Origin of the sequence: Methanoculleus oceani, from assembly GCF_023702065.1 — an archaeon.
In the GTDB taxonomy this organism is placed as follows: Archaea; Halobacteriota; Methanomicrobia; order Methanomicrobiales; family Methanoculleaceae; genus Methanoculleus; species Methanoculleus oceani.
The window spans coordinates 393,379-409,444 of the sequence record NZ_QFDM01000002.1; the positions used below are offsets into that span (position 1 = coordinate 393,379).

Annotated in this window: 15 protein-coding genes; 7 read left to right on the plus strand and 8 right to left on the minus strand. The window is 61.7% G+C overall.

The window, feature by feature from the left end; all coding sequences use genetic code 11:
• Nucleotides 1–161: 161 nt before the first annotated feature.
• The 7 genes from DIC75_RS06925 to DIC75_RS06955 form a co-directional block, all read right to left on the minus strand.
• On the minus strand, nt 162–1,997 hold the full coding sequence (locus tag DIC75_RS06925) for a DHH family phosphoesterase (RefSeq protein WP_250987302.1): 1,836 nt from the start codon (nt 1,995–1,997) through the stop codon (nt 162–164).
• Nucleotides 1,998–2,011: 14 nt separating this feature from the next.
• Nucleotides 2,012–3,214, minus strand: coding sequence for a potassium channel family protein (locus DIC75_RS06930; RefSeq protein WP_250987303.1), 1,203 nt, complete (start codon nt 3,212–3,214; stop codon nt 2,012–2,014).
• A 32-nt stretch (nt 3,215–3,246) separates the two neighbouring features.
• A complete protein-coding gene (locus DIC75_RS06935; protein ID WP_250987304.1) occupies nt 3,247–4,449 on the minus strand; it encodes a magnesium transporter in 1,203 nt (400 codons plus the stop codon).
• Nucleotides 4,450–4,464: 15 nt separating this feature from the next.
• A complete protein-coding gene (rnz, locus tag DIC75_RS06940) occupies nt 4,465–5,418 on the minus strand; it encodes a ribonuclease Z (protein WP_250987305.1) in 954 nt (317 codons plus the stop codon).
• Nucleotides 5,406–6,179, minus strand: a complete 774-nt coding sequence (locus DIC75_RS06945; RefSeq protein ID WP_250987306.1) for a sugar phosphate isomerase/epimerase family protein — start codon at nt 6,177–6,179, stop codon at nt 5,406–5,408. The genes rnz and DIC75_RS06945 overlap by 13 nt, the downstream gene beginning before the upstream one ends.
• Complete coding sequence (locus tag DIC75_RS06950) at nt 6,176–6,724, minus strand: dephospho-CoA kinase (protein ID WP_250987307.1); 549 nt, start codon at nt 6,722–6,724, stop codon at nt 6,176–6,178. The genes DIC75_RS06945 and DIC75_RS06950 overlap by 4 nt, the downstream gene beginning before the upstream one ends.
• 157 nt (nt 6,725–6,881) lie before the next feature.
• Nucleotides 6,882–7,580 carry an anaerobic ribonucleoside-triphosphate reductase activating protein gene (locus DIC75_RS06955; RefSeq protein ID WP_250987308.1) on the minus strand — a complete coding sequence of 233 codons (699 nt, stop codon included), beginning with the start codon at nt 7,578–7,580 and terminating at the stop codon, nt 6,882–6,884.
• Nucleotides 7,581–7,755: 175 nt separating this feature from the next.
• Here DIC75_RS06955 and thiC point away from each other — a divergent pair, with 175 nt between their 5' ends.
• The 7 genes from thiC (at nt 7,756) to DIC75_RS06990 (ending at nt 15,583) form a co-directional block, all read left to right on the plus strand.
• Entirely contained in the window at nt 7,756–9,030 is a 1,275-nt protein-coding gene (gene thiC, locus DIC75_RS06960) for a phosphomethylpyrimidine synthase ThiC (protein ID WP_250987309.1), read from the plus strand.
• 559 nt (nt 9,031–9,589) lie between these two features.
• Entirely contained in the window at nt 9,590–10,177 is a 588-nt protein-coding gene (locus DIC75_RS06965) for a 5-formyltetrahydrofolate cyclo-ligase (protein ID WP_250987310.1), read from the plus strand.
• Between the two features lie 51 nt (nt 10,178–10,228).
• Nucleotides 10,229–12,652 (plus strand): CDC48 family AAA ATPase, encoded by a 2,424-nt coding sequence (locus DIC75_RS06970; RefSeq protein WP_250987311.1) that lies wholly within the window; start codon nt 10,229–10,231, stop codon nt 12,650–12,652.
• An 82-nt stretch (nt 12,653–12,734) separates the two neighbouring features.
• Complete coding sequence (locus DIC75_RS06975) at nt 12,735–13,187, plus strand: Hsp20/alpha crystallin family protein (RefSeq protein WP_250987312.1); 453 nt, start codon at nt 12,735–12,737, stop codon at nt 13,185–13,187.
• Nucleotides 13,188–13,666: 479 nt separating this feature from the next.
• Nucleotides 13,667–14,764: a fructose-1,6-bisphosphate aldolase/phosphatase gene (gene fbp / locus DIC75_RS06980; RefSeq protein ID WP_250987313.1), complete on the plus strand. Its 1,098-nt coding sequence runs from the start codon at nt 13,667–13,669 to the stop codon at nt 14,762–14,764.
• A 235-nt stretch (nt 14,765–14,999) separates the two neighbouring features.
• Entirely contained in the window at nt 15,000–15,236 is a 237-nt protein-coding gene (locus tag DIC75_RS06985) for an LSM domain-containing protein (RefSeq protein WP_250987314.1), read from the plus strand.
• A 5-nt stretch (nt 15,237–15,241) separates the two neighbouring features.
• A complete protein-coding gene (locus tag DIC75_RS06990; RefSeq protein WP_250987315.1) occupies nt 15,242–15,583 on the plus strand; it encodes a helix-turn-helix transcriptional regulator in 342 nt (113 codons plus the stop codon).
• Nucleotides 15,584–15,672: 89 nt separating this feature from the next.
• Here DIC75_RS06990 and DIC75_RS06995 read toward each other — a convergent pair whose 3' ends face one another.
• Nucleotides 15,673–16,044: a hypothetical protein gene (locus DIC75_RS06995; protein ID WP_250987316.1), complete on the minus strand. Its 372-nt coding sequence runs from the start codon at nt 16,042–16,044 to the stop codon at nt 15,673–15,675.
• Nucleotides 16,045–16,066 lie beyond the last annotated feature (22 nt).

Sequence of the window (16,066 nt, forward strand, 5' to 3'; positions counted from 1 at the left end):
TGCCGCAGGGTGCAACGCCGACACCAGAAAGCCCCCTATCATGGCCGGTCCCGGCGCGAATATCCGCCTGTGGTCTCCAGACGGAGATCGGCCCTGCCCGACAGCAGCAGTACCATATGTCGGCGGGAATGCCCGCCAGACGGGAAAGAAAGAGGTAACGATCAGATTGGTGCTTCACCAATCTTTTTGATCAGGTTATCGAGCACCACATCGCGCATACCTTCCACGAACTTGATGCTCCCGACGACAAGATGGCCACCGCCGCTCACTCCTCCGCCGGAGATCTCGCCATGGAGTTCGCGCACCATCCGCGGAATGTTCATCATGACGCCCCGGGAACGCAGGACGGCAAAATCCGGCCCGAACCCGATCGTGACGACCGGTTCTCCCGGGTGCTCCCGGACCAGCCGGTCATGCACCTCCCCCGAGGTTTTACCGGGCGGCGGGAACGTGAACCTGTGAGCAAACAGTTCCACGTCGAGCATGAAGAGATGAGCACCGTTTGCGAGCATCCGGCTCTGGACGTGGGGCATGATGGCCTCGAGCTGCTCCTCGATCGCGTGATTTGCTTCTTCGACCAGCAGGTCGACGAACCTCTCATGGCGTTCGGAGTCGCCACCAAGGTTCAGGATGTTCTTGACGATCTCCCTCCCGTCGCTGAACCGGAGCCAGAACTGCTCGTAGTCGAGTGCCAGCGCGATAGCGCGGCAATCATCCTCCGAGTACTCGGGCGCGGCCACCGCGAGGTAACCGGCACGCTCCGGTGCTTCGCTCCGGTCGCCGACCCCCGCGATCGCCGGCAGGTGCCGGATCTGGTCCTCGACCGCCGGATTGACCATGCGGGCGACCTCCGTCCCCAGCATCCCGGCCGTGATCCCGTAATCGCCGCCCACGTGGTAGGGGTTGACATGCCCGATCAGGTAATCGTCCACGATCTCGTCGGGGTGGTGGTGGTCCACGACCATCACCGGGAGACCGAAGATCCGGGTCACCTTCAGCGACGGCATGTCTTCCTCGGTGGACCCGTTGTCCATCAGGAGGATCATCGGCATCTTCTGCCCGTAGCGGACGTTGTCCTTGAGGGCGAAGTCGAGATCCCGTGTGATATCCTCGATCTCGTAGAACGGCGCCTTGGACGGAGACCGCTTGAAGAGGAAATACTCCGCGTCGAAGTCCCCGCCGCTCTCCCGGAGCAGCGCGGTCACCGCCTGCTCGACGGCAACGGCGGCGCATATGCCGTCCGCATCCGCGTGGTGCCGGAGGATGATAGGCCGTGCGGTCAGAACCGCTTTCCGGATCTCCTTTGCTACCTTCCGCATCTGCGGCCTCAGGGCTTCGAGAACCTCGCTCTCCACGAGGAACGGGAGGTCGTCCGGTTCCGCACGCTCATCGAGCGCCGCATCGATACGCCCCCTGACCCGTGCCGCATCCTCCGGCTCCAGGACCGCCATGGACCGGGCCTCGATCTGGAGCTGGTTGTTGCGCTGCATCACCTCACCCGTGAGAGCGACGATATCCCCGAGTTTGACCTCGGGATATGCGCGGACGCCCGCCTCGATGAACGCAGCGGCGTTCGCGGTGCCGGACTCGTCCACGATCGTGAAGATCGTCGGTCCCGACGTCTGCTTGATCTGGGCGATCTCACCCTCGATAAGCACCGTCCTGCCGATCTTCTTCCCGATATCGGCAAGAAGCACGCTCGTCGTCTTCTTGATCACGTTCTCCGTCTGGTAGACGGTCGGCGTGACCTCCTCGAGGTCGATGTTGCCGTTGCTCCGGATCTGAAGGACGTGAACGATGATCGGATCGCGTTCGGTATGCTGCACCTTCACGTTGCTCTTATGCACGAGCCCCTTGACCCGGTCGTTTAACTGGACAAAGACGCCGAACGGGGCAAAACCCTGCACTCGCCCCAGATAGTTCTTTCCTTCCTCCACCTCGTCGATATCACAATTTGCGCCGAGGCGGTAAACAATCGTATCTTCCGTATCTCCCATAGTAATTCTCCCAGTCATTCTTCGGGCGCCTCGACGGCGTACCCGGCAAGTTCATACAGCCGGCATTCGCCGTCCCGCCTGCCCTTTGCTATGATAATATCGCCGCTCTCAAGCCGGACACCCTTCCCGGGACGGTAGATCCACCGGCTGCCGTGTTTGATGGCGAGCACGACCATCCCGGTCACCGTCGCGAGCGACACCTCCTTGAGGCTCCTCCCCACGAGCGGCGACGACTCCGCCACGGGTATCCGCGTGATGATCTCGTCCGACTCCCGGACGATCTTCTTGAAGACCGGCGGGATCTCGATGTCGCGTAAGAGGACATCGACGATGGAGTGGGCCGAATCGCTGATGGCCTGCGCGAACGAGGACATGTACAGAAGGCCCCGGAGGTAACGCACATCGTCGATCTTTCGTGCCGCCTCGAGGATCCAGAGGTCCAGGTCGTAGCGCATGTCATCGAGCGTGCTGTCGAGGGCGACCACCTCGTGCGCCACCTCCTTGTTGTTGAAGAGGAGGGAGGTGTACGCCAGCCCGACGGAGAGTTCCGAGAGGTTCTTCATCTCGATGATCAGCTGGACCGCCCGGTCAAGGTCGTCGACCTCGCCCGCACGCGAGGCCTCAACCCGGGGGCGCTCCGTCGTCCCCGCCATCAGGGAGAGGACATCCTCTCCGGCCTCCGGACCTCGCGATATCAGGATATCCCCGCTCTCCACCCGGGTGGTCTTGTCGGGGTCGTAGATCCAGCCCTTTCCACGCCGGATGGCAATCACCTGCATGCCGGTCGTGCTCTGGACTTTGAGGTCGCCGAGCGTGCGGCCGGCAACCTCGCTTCCCTGGCTGACGATGACCCGGGTGACGATCTCCTCGGCCTCCGGGAAGACGCGCTTGAGTTTTGCCGGGAACCGGATATCTTTTAAGATGAGTTTTGCTATATCCGAAGCCGAGTTCGCAATCCGTTCTGCGGCCTCGGCCACCTGGAGCATGCCGCTCATCGCTTCCGCCTCTTCGATCCTTCTCGCGGCAAGAACGCTCTGAATTCTGGCCTGGTAGACCAGTTTATTCATGCTCTCCTCGAGATTGATCACCTCGAGTGCTATCTCTTTACTGTCGAAGAGGATCGCGGAGTAAGAGAGATCAACCATCAGCTCCGAGACATCCTTCATCTCGATCAGGACGTCTTTGAAGCTGATTGGCTGGTATTCATGTTCCATCATGGTATGTTAACCGTCGTTCTCATGTTCTTTCACTACAACAGCAGGTCTATCACTGCCACGAGCGCAGCTGCACCGATCAGGTCGATCAGGCTTGTGACGACAGGGATTCCGAAGTTGTCGGGATCGAGACCATACCGGAATGAAAGGCTCGCAGTGATGTACGCCACGCCGTTCACCAGTGTCATGACAACCAGACCCGCCGTAAGGCTGATAATGACCAGCATCCCGAGGCCGGGGCTGTTCAATCCCATGAGCACCGCCGCACCATGCGCGATGAGCGCCAGCAGTGGAAGCAGTATCAACGTATAGAGATAGGAAATAATAAAATGATGCACGACGCCGCGCTCGGGGAGGAACGAGGGGTTGAGCTCGCCGGTGTGCATCCCCGTCGAGAGGCGCGACCCGAGAATGCCGCCGATCGACCCGAGACCGCCGGTGAACGGAGGGATCAGGATGAGGAGGGCCGCGATCGTCACCAGAGCATCGAGATTGAGCGAGTAGGTCAGGCCGGCCAGCGTGCCGAGGACGCTGAGCGGGATGAGAAGGAAGAGGTTCTCGCGGACGATCGTCCCGATTCCCTCCGGCCGGCGCCAGGTGTAGAGGACGGTGGCGACAGCGACCGCGACCGCGATGCCCCCGAGAACCAGGCGTATCCAGGGAGAGAGGAGCATGAGGAACGTCGCGGAGAGCACGAGGATCGGAAGCGTGACAATATCCCCGGAGGTGGTGACGGTCGGTGCGCCGATCATATCGAGGTCGAGGCCGTAGCGGTAGCTTGCAAGGGCGATGAGCAGGGTGATCCCCATCACCACGACCCCCGCGACAACGCCGGTGACGACCGAGATCAGCACGAGGTCGGTGACGCCCACCACGGGATACCCGAAGATGCGGCTCGCCGCGTAGGAGAAGATGCCGATGACGAACGCTATGAGAATGGTCACCACGAACGAGGCGCGGATGTTGTCGCCGAGAACGCTCCCCTCTTCAAAGTCGATGGAGAACTCCCCGAGGTGCATCGATGACGAGAGGCGGGAGGCAAAGACACCTGCGATGCTCCCCCGGATATGGATGATCGACGGCAGGAGCACCATCAGGCCGGGTATCAGCGTGAGAACTTCACGGACGGAACCGAGATAGATTCCCGCAATGCTCAGGACAGCGGCACTGACGAGCAGGGCGCCGAGACCGGTCAGGATCAGGCGGCTCTGGCTGGATAGGCCCTGCTCCATCACCATCACCGTCCATCTCGATCAACTCCGATACGGGATCTCCAGCACTGCCAGATCGGCCGGCAGAATCACGTCTCCCTCATAATGTCGCTTTGCATCGCGTATATGGTTTACTGTGCTCGTATACCGGGAACTTATGTGCACCAGGGCAAGCATACGGGCGCCTAATCCCGCTGCCGCCTCACCGGCCTCGCCGGCGGTGGAATGCAGGACCTCCCGGGCGCGGCCGCTCTCCTGGTCGTCGAACGTGGCGTCGTGGATCAGGAGATCCGCATCCCGGAGCATCGCCGCTATCCCGGGCTGGTTCTGGAGCGGCCGGGTGTCTCCGGTATAGACGATCTTCCTCCCGGGGCGAGGCTCGCCCATAACATCGGCAGGACGGACATCGGTCTCGGTGCCGTCGCGGACGACGCGAACCCCCTCCCCGCGCTGCAGCCGTCCGAAGAGCGGGCCCGGCGGGACGCCGAGCTCGATCGCCCGCTCGCGGTTGAACCTTCCCGGCCGCTCGTCCTCCTCCATCACGTAGCCGAGCCCGGGAATACCGTGGGACGTGGCAAACGCCCGGACCGTGTAGCCGTTGAAGGGCACGACCGAACCGTGCTCGAGGGCGTGAGCGGTGACGAAGAAGCCCCGGGTGTGGCGGCTTATCTTCTGCACGAGGTCGACGAACTCGCCAATCCAGGGCGGGCCGTAGATCGGGAGCGGCTCGGTCCGTCCCATGAACGCGAGCGTCTCGACGAGCCCGAAGACGCCGAGGAAGTGGTCGGCGTGCCAGTGGGTGATGAAGATGGCGTTCACGGTAAAACCGGTCCGGGCACGCATCATCTGCTGCTGGGTTCCCTCCCCGCAGTCGAAGAGCAGGGTGTCGGAGCCCCGCCGGATCAGGATGCAGGAGGGGCTCCGTTGCGGCGACGGGAGCGCTCCCGCCGTGCCGAGGAAGTGGACGTGCAGGGTTTCGCCGGCTATACGAACCACTTCCTGAATGCTGCAAGGCTCCGTTTTGCCTCCTCAAGCGATCTGCCCTCGATGACGACCGGGCCGGAGTAGTCGCGGGCGACGATCCGCCCGACCTTCTCCCAGACGATGGTGCCGTCGCCGAGCGCCAGGTGCTCGTCCGACTGCCCGTGGTTGTCGTGGACGTGCAGGTGGCTGATCTCTTTAACATGCGCAAGGAACGCATCGACCTGGCCGTTGGTGTTGGCATGCCCGATATCGAGCGTGACCCCGATCCCCGCTATCCCCTCCGTGAGACCGAGGATCTCCTCGGGGTAGCGGCAGAGGAAGTCCTTGATGCTGATCATGTTCTCGACGCATGCCAGGACGCCGTGCTCCTCCGCGTACCTCCCGATCTCGACGAGCGCGGTCTTCTGCATCTCCCAGACCTTCTCGGGGACGAGTTTCCCCACGGGGGAGACGAACCCGGGGTGGACCGTCACCCGGTCGGTCAGGGCGGCCGCGTGCTGGATGCAGCAGCACGTCTGGCGGATGGATTCGCGCCAGATGGGGTAGTTCAGCGACGCGAGGTTTAAGTCGCTGTAGGGAGCGTGAACGGTCGCGCGAAGGCCGGTGCTCTCGAGATTCTCCCGGACGGCGGCGAAGTTCTCGGGGTTATCCAGACGATACTTCCCGTCGGCGACGATCTCCCAGCCGGTATACCCGAGTTCCTCAAGCCCGTAGACCCAGTCCCGCGACTCCCAGACTTTCGATGAGGATGAAAAATACGGAGCAAGACTCATTCTATCCCTCCCAACCGGCAGAGCAGGGCACGGATCTCTGCGGCAAACTCTTCAAGCGTTCCTTCGTTCGTGACCCGGCAGTCCGCGAGGGAGAGAGCCCTGCCGAGTCCCCACCCGAGTTCCCGCTCGTCGCGGACCCGGAGTTCTTCGGCGGTGAGAGAGTCGTCGGATCGGCCCCGGCTCGCGAGCCGCCGGTAACGCGTCTCAAACGACGAGACGATCCCGATGAGCGTGAAGTCGGGGAAGTGCCCCCGAAACGTCGTCACCTCGTAGTCCCCCCGAATACCGTCCACCATAACCACCGGAGCGGACTCTGCCTCGATGGCCGGAATGGTGATCCGGGCGATGGCGTCCATGCCGAGGTCAGCGCGCAACTTTCCCGCAATCGCGCCGAGGTTCGCGTCCGTGGCCGGAAGCCCGGCTTCCTTCACCCGTTCCCGTATCGCATCCCCCATGATCACGACCGGGATCCCGAGGTCTCTGGCTATCCGTGACACCTCTCCCTTCCCGCTTGCTGGCATCCCGACGATTCCAATAACCTTCATCCGGTTCCTCCATGTTATGCTATCGTATCCAGAACAGCGGGCCGTGCCGGTGCGAGACCGGTTGCAGGGTCCCGGCGGTGCAGGCTGTGGCGGCCGCCACAAACATCTCAATAAACGTGCGTTCCCGTCGATATTATGCTTAACGTCACCGGAACAGTTACTGCTCCGGGTCGTAGGCGACCTCGCCGTCTTCCCGGGTCCGTACACGAACCCTGCGACCGAGCGGCGCCGCTGCCGCCTCGAGTTCCTGCCGGGTCAGGGGCACGAAACCCGCGGCCACCCCCTGCTGGAGCACGAGGTCGAGCCCGCGGGCAGCCTCCGCGATGGGCGGGAGATCTTCCTCGCGCCCCCGGAAGAGGGTGACCACGATCTCGCAGGTCTCGAGGCTGCCGTCGGCCTTCGCCCGTTTGCAGGCGGCGAGCGACTGCTTCACCGCATCGGCGGCAGTAAGTTCCAGGAGGTCGTCGTAGCGCTCCCACGTCGTCTTGATATCGAGCGCGATCATCTCCACCAGGTGCCGGCCGGTCAGCTCCTCGATCACCCGGGGAAAGATGCCGTTCGTATGCAGGCCCACAGAGAACCCCATCGTGCGGGCGGCGGCGGCCAGATGGACGAGCGCCGGCCCCTGCAGGGTCGGTTCTCCCCCGGAGAAGACCACGGCGCCTGCAACCGTGCGGGAACCCCGGATCATCGCGATGATCTCGTCCGCGTCGCGAAGGTCCTCCCCGCCCTGGATGGGGACGTTATGGCAGTAGAAGCAGCGCGCGGGGCACCCCCGGAGAAAGACGGTGCAGGCCGCCCGCCCCCGCCAGTCGACGGTGCTGATCGGGACAAAACCTCCGAAATTAACGTACAAATGATCACCAGACGATAAAGAGGTGCTTCGTTATTTCTTGTAAGTCTTGGCTTTCCGGCTATGAAACAAGATCTGAATAAGAGTAAGTCAAGTTTACTTGTCAAGAGAACAACCCGATTTTAGACAGGATTCTAAAAACAAGCCTTTATCAACTCTTTTCCTCAAATATAAGGCCATGGGTCTCATAGAAGACGCCCGGCGCGGCGTCGTCACCGAAGAGATGCGGATCGTCGCAGCAGCGGAAGGTGTAACCGAAGAGTTCGTCAGGCGCGGCGTGGCCGAGGGCCACATCGTCATTCCGGTCTCCCCCTACCGGAAGGTGAAGATCTGCGGTATCGGCGAAGGGCTCAGGACGAAGGTCAACGCGAGCATCGGGACGTCGTCGGATATGGTCGACGTCGATATGGAGATCGAGAAGGTCCGGCAGGCCGAGCGCGCCGGTGCAGACACGCTGATGGAGCTCTCCACCGGCGGCGACTTTGCGGAGATCCGGCGCCGGGTCGTCGAGGCGACCACCCTCTCGGTCGGGTCGGTCCCGCTCTACCAGGCGTTCATCGAGGCCGCCCGGAAGCACGGGGCGGTCGTCAACATGGAAGAGGACGACCTCTTCCGGATCACGGCGGAGCAGGCGAAGCTCGGGACTAACTTCATGGCGATCCACACCGGGATCAACTACGAGACGATGAAGCGCCTGCAGAACCAGGGACGGCACGGGGGGCTCGTTTCCCGGGGCGGGGCGTTCATGACCGCGTGGATGCTCCACAACGAGAAGGAGAACCCGCTTTATTCGGAGTTCGACTACCTAGTCGAGATCCTCAAGGAGCACGAGGTCACCCTCTCCTTCGGCAACGGGATGCGGGCGGGTGCAGTCCATGACGCGACCGACCGTGCCCAGATCCAGGAACTGCTCATCAACGCGGAACTCGCCGACAAGGCACATGCAGAGGGCGTGCAGGCGATCGTCGAGGGGCCGGGGCATATCCCGGTCGACGAGATCCAGACCAACGTCGTCCTGCAAAAGCGGGTCACGAACCGGAAACCGTTCTACATGCTCGGCCCGCTCGTCACCGATATCGCGCCCGGCTACGACGACCGGGTGGCCGCCATCGGGGCCGCGCTCTCCTCCTCCTACGGCGCCGATTTCATCTGCTACGTGACGCCGGCGGAGCACCTGGCGCTCCCCACCCCCGAGGAGGTCTACGAGGGCGTCATCAGCTCGAGGATCGCCGCTCACGTCGGGGATATGATCAAGCTCAAAACGCGCGATGCCGACCTCGAGATGGGACACGCCCGCCGGGACCTCGACTGGGAGCGGCAGTTTGCGGTCGCGATCAACCCCGAGCGCGCCCGGGCGATCAGGGCCGAGCGGATGCCGGCCGACGCCGACGCCTGCACGATGTGCGGGGACTACTGTGCGCTGAAGATCGTCGGGCGTCACTTTAACTTCTGATGGGGATGGGGGAGCGGGAGAGCGCTTCCTGAAACCCCCCACCGATTTTATTTGTATTCGCTGAAGAGCAAGGGCTGTTCGTTTCCAGCAGTCCCGGTACAGTGGACCGTGGGGATATCGCCACTGGGGGAGGGGCTGACGGGGAGGGGGGCACGCCCCCTCCCCTGTCTCCAACTCAAACTATTGTTGCTCAAGCTCGCTATGCTCACACCCCCATCACCCCCACCCCACCCGGCCTTCGGCCTCCTCCCCCGCCCCCCAGGGGCGGGGGCAGTGCGTGGCGATATCCCCACGAAATCCGTGGTTCGTTACGCGACAGGCCAGAAGGCAGGAGCGTGAGCACCGTCAGGTGCGAAGAACCGGAGCCTGAGAAACCATCAGACTCCAGAAACAACCACCCGGGGGACAGAATCCCATAGCAAGACCCGGGTCCTTGCATCCTCCCTCCGCCAGTTCCGGGAGGTCTGCCGCGAGGAGCAAACAGCAGAGAAGTAGACTGCCTGTGCCCCACCCCGGAGCATGCATACTTTATGGTCTGATTGAGCCAAACTCTCTTACAATGAGCCAGACAAAGGCGGCCCTCCGCGAGCAGGCAAAGGAAGCCCGGTCCCTTCTATCCCCTGCGGAGATCGCCACGTACAGCAGCAGCATCGAAGAAAGGCTTCTTGACCTCCTCAACGGATTTACGACCGTCATGGTCTACGCCTCCAAAGCCCCGGAGGTCGAGACCAAAGGCCTGATCGCGGACCTGAACCTCCGGGGCGTGCGGGTCGTCGTGCCCATCATCGAACGAGAGACCTGCAGCCTCCGCCTCTCCTACCTGCCGGACCCCGCGGTCCTTGTTCCCAGCACGTTCAACGTGCCCGAACCGATCGGCCACGAATTTCCGGCCCGGCCCGAGGACGTCGAGGTCGTCGTCATACCGATGCTCGCCTTCGACGCCGAAGGAAACCGCCTCGGCTACGGTGCCGGGTACTACGACCGCTTTCTCTGCCGGTACCCGCACCAAAAGAAGATCGGCATCGCCTTCTCCTGCCAGGAGGCACAGAGCATTCCTGCCGACGATAACGATGTGAAGATGGATTACATCGTTACAGAAAAGGGGATCATCCGGCACAACGGGAGGAAGGGCTTGGGAAAAATATAAATAATAGTCAGCACTTACCTATGGTAAATCCTACAGGAGGATGTTGTTCATATGGCTAACACCGAATCCGTTGAGGTTACCATCAAGGAGGCGGCTCACGAAGACGCCGGCCGGGGGATCGCCAGACTGAGCATCGACACCATGAAGGCTCTCGGCCTCGTCAGCGGCGACGTCGTCGAGATCGAGGGTCGCCAGAAGGCGGCGACGCTCATATGGCCCGGCTTTCCCCAGGACACCGGCAAGGCGATCCTGCGCATCGACGGCAACACCCGGAGCAACGTCGGAGCCGGGATCGACGACAACGTCAGGATCAGGAAGACCGAGGCAGGATACGCAAAGAAAGTGACCATCCAGCCGACCCAGCCCATCCGCCTGGTGGGCGGCGAGCAGTACCTCGGGAGGATCCTCCGCGGCCGGCCGGTCACCGAGGGACAACTCATCCGGGTCAGCATCCTCGGCAACCCGCTCACGTTCGCGATCGCCAAAGTGGCCCCGAAGGGCATCGCCATCGTCACAGACAGCACCGAGATCGAACTGAAAGAGACCCCGTACGAGCCTGAGGAAGGGCGGCGCGAGACTGCGGCCGACGTCCACTACGAGGATATCGGGGGTCTGGACCGCGAGCTGCAGCTCGTCCGGGAGATGATCGAGCTCCCGCTCCGGCACCCCGAACTCTTCGAACGCCTCGGCGTCGAGCCCCCGAAAGGTGTCCTGCTCTACGGCCCGCCCGGAACAGGGAAGACGCTGATCGCCAAAGCGGTGGCAAACGAGGTGGACGCCCACTTCATCACGCTCTCGGGCCCTGAGATCATGAGCAAGTACTACGGCGAGTCCGAAGAGCGCCTGCGGGAGGTCTTTGAGGAAGCGCAGGAGAACGCACCCTCGATCGTCTTCATCGACGAGATCGACTCGATCGCACCCAAGCGCGAAGAGGTGAAGGGCGAGGTCGAGCGCCGGATCGTCGCCCAACTCCTGGCCCTGATGGACGGGTTGAAGACCCGTGGCCAGGTGGTGGTGATCGCCGCAACGAATCTTCCGGATATGATCGATCCCGCCCTCCGCCGCGGCGGCCGGTTCGACCGCGAGATCGAGATCGGCATCCCGGACACCAAGGGGAGACAGCAGATCTTTCAGATCCACACGCGGGGCATGCCGCTTGCCGAGGACGTGAACCTCGACGACTACGCCCGCTCCACGCACGGCTTCGTCGGCGCCGACATCGCGCTGCTCGCAAAAGAGGCGGCGATGCACGCGCTCCGCCGGATCATACCGCAGATCAAGATAGAGGAGGAGATCCCCGCCGAGATCATCGACCAGCTCCGCGTGACGAACGAGGACTTCCTCGAAGCGCATAAGCACGTTGAGCCGAGCGCGATGCGAGAGGTGCTCGTAGAGATTCCCGATGTCAAATGGGAGGACGTCGGAGGCCTCGAAGACGTAAAGGCCGAACTGGCCGAGGCCGTTGAGTGGCCGCTCAAATATCCGGAGATATTCGCCTCCTTAGACACCGAGCCCCCCCGCGGCATCCTGCTCTTCGGGCCACCGGGAACGGGCAAGACGCTCCTTGCAAAGGCGGTCGCTAACGAGAGCGAAAGCAATTTCATCTCCGTAAAGGGTCCGGAACTTCTCTCGAAATGGGTCGGGGAGTCGGAACGCGGCGTTCGTCAGGTATTCAGGAAAGCCAGGCAAGCAGCACCGTCGATTATCTTTTTCGACGAAATTGACGCGCTCATGCCTAAACGCGGATCTTATATAGGATCGTCGCACGTAACTGAAAGTGTGGTAAGTCAGATCCTGACAGAGCTCGACGGCCTCGAGGAGCTCAACAATGTCGTGGTTCTCGGCGCTACCAACCGCCCGGACATGTTGGACGAGGCGCTGCTTCGCCCCGGCAGATTGGACCGGATCATCTACGTTCCGCCGCCTGACCGGGAAGGCAGGAAGAAGATCTTCGAGGTGTACCTCAAAAACAGGGAGATCCTCGCAAACGACGTGAACATCGAGGAACTGGTCGACAGGACAGAGGGGTACGTCGGAGCCGATATCGAGGCACTGGTCCGTGAAGCAAAGATCTCCGCCATGCGCGAGTTCATCGCTGCGATGGGAGGGAAGACCGAGGAAGAACGGCGCCAGGCAATCGGCAACGTGAGGATCACGAAAAAACACTTCGATGACGCCCTCTCCCGCGTGAGAGGCACGCTCGATATCGATCGGCTGGAAGAGAACGAACGCCACTCCTGGCAGATTCTCTACAACCAGGAGCAGCGGTCGGCACTCGAAGATGCCGTCTCGACCATCAACCGTGCCGGGATGCGGGAGACCGGGAAGGTCGAGCACGAAGTCAAGGATCTGACGCAGGCCCTGAAAGATGCGGTCTACCAGAGAAAGAAAGACTTCGGCGAGATCAAACGCCTCACAAAGGAGTTGAAGACCAGGATAGAACGTCCGCTGCCGCAGACGGCTATGGCGTTCTGAGGAGGGTGCCCCCCAGGGGGCGCTCCTCCCCGGGGGGTTATGCGACCCTCTCATCAGCAGAGACAGAAACAACGTGATGCACATGAGTGACAGCCCAGCAGACATCTTCGAGCAACTCAACGAACTGATGAAACGCCTCATGGAGCAGGGGCTCAAAGAGCAGGGAGACCAGAACAGGCCGTTCGCCTACGGATTCAAGATCGTCCTCCACGATGCCGGTAAACCGGAGACACCGGCGAAGGAAGCGGCTCCCATGACAGAGCCGGGAGAACCCTCCTCCGAGGGGACCATCGAGCCGATAGCAGAGATGTACACGACCGATGACGACGTGACGGTGGCGATCGATCTCCCGGGTGTCGATAAGGAGCATATTCACCTGTCACTCATCAACGGGACATTGACGATCATCGCAGGCGGCAACCAGTTGACCTCGGTGGAGGTGCCGGCCGTGGATGCCGACTCCATGCAGTCGAACTACAAGCACGGCGTCCTGGAGATCAAATTCTCCCGGGGCAAATCGATCAGGATCGACTGAAACGGCAAAGCGCCTGCCGGTCCGGGACCCGGCAAGGCCACAATACTTTTTGCCGGACATCCCATTTCCGCCCGGGAACCCGCAGACCGGCAGGCGCCGGGCGGGAGGCTGCAAGGAACATACACCTTCTTTTCGTACTCTCCACTTTCCAGCCCTCCTCTCGACCGCACCCGGAAGTTCTCTCCCGGAGATGACGCGCGGTCGTCACCCGGGCAACCGTATGCGAGCCTCTGAAATGCTGCTTTCGACGAGACTCCAATCGGCGGCAACCCCGAAAAAAAGTGACAAAAAGCATAAAAGGCAGTATAATAGTCTCATCGTCGCCGTCGGGAACATGTGCCGCGAAGGATCGCTGAGAAAGACGATCCCAAAAATTGGTTGCCACAGCCAACCATTTTTCAAGGCAGCAACACCTACATATACAGTAATACCTATCTACTAGTCGTAAGGGCTATGCCCGTCCAGGTAGTGGTGATTATATGGTTAAGACCACCGTGTCCGTAATTAAAGCAGATGTAGGCAGTTTCCCGGGGCACTCCCGCACCCACCCGAAGCTCCTCGAGATGGCCGCCCGGAGACTCAAGGAGGCAGAAGGCAGCATCCTCATCGACTCGTACGTCACCCACTGCGGTGACGACCTCGAGCTGATCATGACGCACACCAAAGGGGAGGATAACGAGGAGATCCACAAGCTGGCGTGGGATATCTTCATGGAATGCGCCGGGCTCGCCAAGGAGATGAAACTCTACGGCGCCGGCCAGGACCTGCTCGGAGATGCGTTCAGCGGCAACGTCAAGGGGATGGGACCCGGTGTTGCCGAGATGGAGTTTGAGGAGCGGGGTTCCGACCCGGTCCTGGTCTTCATGGCCGACAAGACCGAGCCCGGGGCGTGGAACTACTTCCTCTACAAGATCTTCGCCGACCCCTTCAGCACGTCCGGTCTCGTCATCGACCCGTCGCTGCACGAGGGATTCACCTTCGAGGTCCACGACGTCATAGAGAAGCGGAAGATCCTCTTCAACACACCCGAAGAGTCCTACAGTCTCCTTGCCTATATCGGAGCACCGAGCCGCTACGTCATCAAATACGTCTGGAAGAGGGACGGCACAATCGGGGCCTCCACAAGCACCCAGCGGCTGAACCTGATGGCCGGCCGGTATGTCGGCAAAGACGATCCGGTCATGATCATCCGGGCGCAGAGCGGATTCCCGGCGGTAGGCGAGGTCATCGACCCCTTCAGGACGCCCATCCTCGTGGCAGGCTGGATGCGCGGTTCGCACCACGGGCCGTTCATGCCGGTGGGCGTCTGCGATGCAAACTGCACGCAGTTCGACGGACCGCCCCGGGTCATCTGCCTCGGGTTCCAGGTTTGCAACGGGAAACTGATCGGGCCTGCAGACATGTTCGACGACCCGGCGTTCAACCGTGTCCGCGACCAGTGCTGCGAGCTCTCCAGCGTGCTCCGGGCCCACGGGCCGTTCGAACCGCACCGCCTCTCGCTCGAGGAGATGGAGTACACCACCCTCCCGGGCGTCGAGAAGCAGTTCAAGGACCGCTGGGAAGACCTTCCCGAATAACTCCCTCTTTTTGATCGGCCGGCCGTGGAACTGCTGTTTCTGCTGAGCGGTTGCTTATGACGCCTTATCGGTGGCCTGTGACACCTGACGGTTGCCATGATGGCTTACCCGGTCGGGAGTGGCACCTGGCGGTGCCGCGGCGTCCACCAGTCGGAAGCCAGGACCTGACGGTGCTGCGGCTCCCCGGGTCGCCCATAGGAAACCTTAATGCACGAAGATAACCATATAAGAACAGATGGTTAACGGCATTGTACTCCCCGTAAAGAAGGTTTTTTCACTCGTGGACTCTAAAATCGTCGTTGAGATCAAGGATGACGGCAGAAAACTCCAGGGACGGCTCGTGGCGGTGGATGAACACCTGAATCTGCACATGGACGAAACCACCGAGTACACCGGAGAGCAGCGGGGCCGCACCCTCGGGACCGTCGTCATACGCGGCAATAATATCCTGACCATTGCACCCCTCCTCTGATAGCCATGTCCGACCAGGAGGAAGAAGCACTCAAAGTTATCCAGTCCCACCGTCAGGGAGTCCTCCAGAGCGAGCTCTGGAAACTTCTTGATATCGACAGCAGGAAGTGCTCAAGGATTGTGAAGCGGCTGCTGGATGCCGGGTTGATCGAACGCATCGAGTTCCGCAGCGACGGCATCAAGACCTATCTTCTGCGGGCGAAGAAACGGGCGATCGATCCCTGTATCATCCTTGCGGGAGGAGAAGTTCTTCCGTGCATCGGCTGCGATCAGGAATGCACCCCGGAAGCGTGCGCGCTCCTCCTCGACTGGATGTACCAGCTTGCTCTTGAAGAGTATCAAGAGTAAGACCTCGCTTTTTTAGAGAGACAGCCTCCGGAAGCCCCGGTTCCGGAGAGAGACTTCCGGAACCCGCTACAAAAAGAGGGGAAGCCGGTTCAGGACCGGGCGACCTCGCCCGGAGCGCTCTTCTTCGGGCAGACCGCATCGATCACGCCGTGCTGCACCTTGTAGAAACTGTGGGGGACGTCAATCTCGCATTCGAGATCGATGACCGTCTCTTCGTCGCCCCCGGTGCAGAGGGTCACGGAATCCTCCTGGAACGTGACGTACGGGGCGCCGTCCGCCCGGGCATCCGCCAGTGCGGTGATGTAGATGCAGTCGTCACCCTCGACCACCTCAACATCGGATTCCCCATCCTCGTCCTCGGAGAGATCGAGGTAGGGCGCCCCCTCGGGCGAACCGCTGATGATGGTGAAGCCGATGATCTTCGGGTCCTGGAGGGGCATCTCGCTCAAGATCTTCTCCATCAGCCGCGCGATATCTCTAAAC

Bases quoted from the DNA above. Each gene is read 5' to 3' on its own strand.
- DIC75_RS06965 (WP_250987310.1), top strand. From the start codon at position 9,590: ATGAGCCAGACAAAGGCGGCCCTCCGCGAGCAGGCAAAGGAAGCCCGG.
- DIC75_RS06950 (WP_250987307.1), bottom strand. From the start codon at position 6,724: ATGAAGGTTATTGGAATCGTCGGGATGCCAGCAAGCGGGAAGGGAGAG.
- DIC75_RS06930 (WP_250987303.1), bottom strand. From the start codon at position 3,214: ATGATGGAACATGAATACCAGCCAATCAGCTTCAAAGACGTCCTGATC.
- DIC75_RS06935 (WP_250987304.1), bottom strand. From the start codon at position 4,449: ATGGTGATGGAGCAGGGCCTATCCAGCCAGAGCCGCCTGATCCTGACC.
- DIC75_RS06970 (WP_250987311.1), top strand. From the start codon at position 10,229: ATGGCTAACACCGAATCCGTTGAGGTTACCATCAAGGAGGCGGCTCAC.
- fbp (WP_250987313.1), top strand. From the start codon at position 13,667: ATGGTTAAGACCACCGTGTCCGTAATTAAAGCAGATGTAGGCAGTTTC.
- DIC75_RS06945 (WP_250987306.1), bottom strand. From the start codon at position 6,179: ATGAGTCTTGCTCCGTATTTTTCATCCTCATCGAAAGTCTGGGAGTCG.
- thiC (WP_250987309.1), top strand. From the start codon at position 7,756: ATGGGTCTCATAGAAGACGCCCGGCGCGGCGTCGTCACCGAAGAGATG.
- DIC75_RS06990 (WP_250987315.1), top strand. From the start codon at position 15,242: ATGTCCGACCAGGAGGAAGAAGCACTCAAAGTTATCCAGTCCCACCGT.
- DIC75_RS06975 (WP_250987312.1), top strand. From the start codon at position 12,735: ATGAGTGACAGCCCAGCAGACATCTTCGAGCAACTCAACGAACTGATG.
- DIC75_RS06985 (WP_250987314.1), top strand. From the start codon at position 15,000: ATGGTTAACGGCATTGTACTCCCCGTAAAGAAGGTTTTTTCACTCGTG.
- DIC75_RS06925 (WP_250987302.1), bottom strand. From the start codon at position 1,997: ATGGGAGATACGGAAGATACGATTGTTTACCGCCTCGGCGCAAATTGT.
- DIC75_RS06995 (WP_250987316.1), bottom strand. From the start codon at position 16,044: ATGGAGAAGATCTTGAGCGAGATGCCCCTCCAGGACCCGAAGATCATC.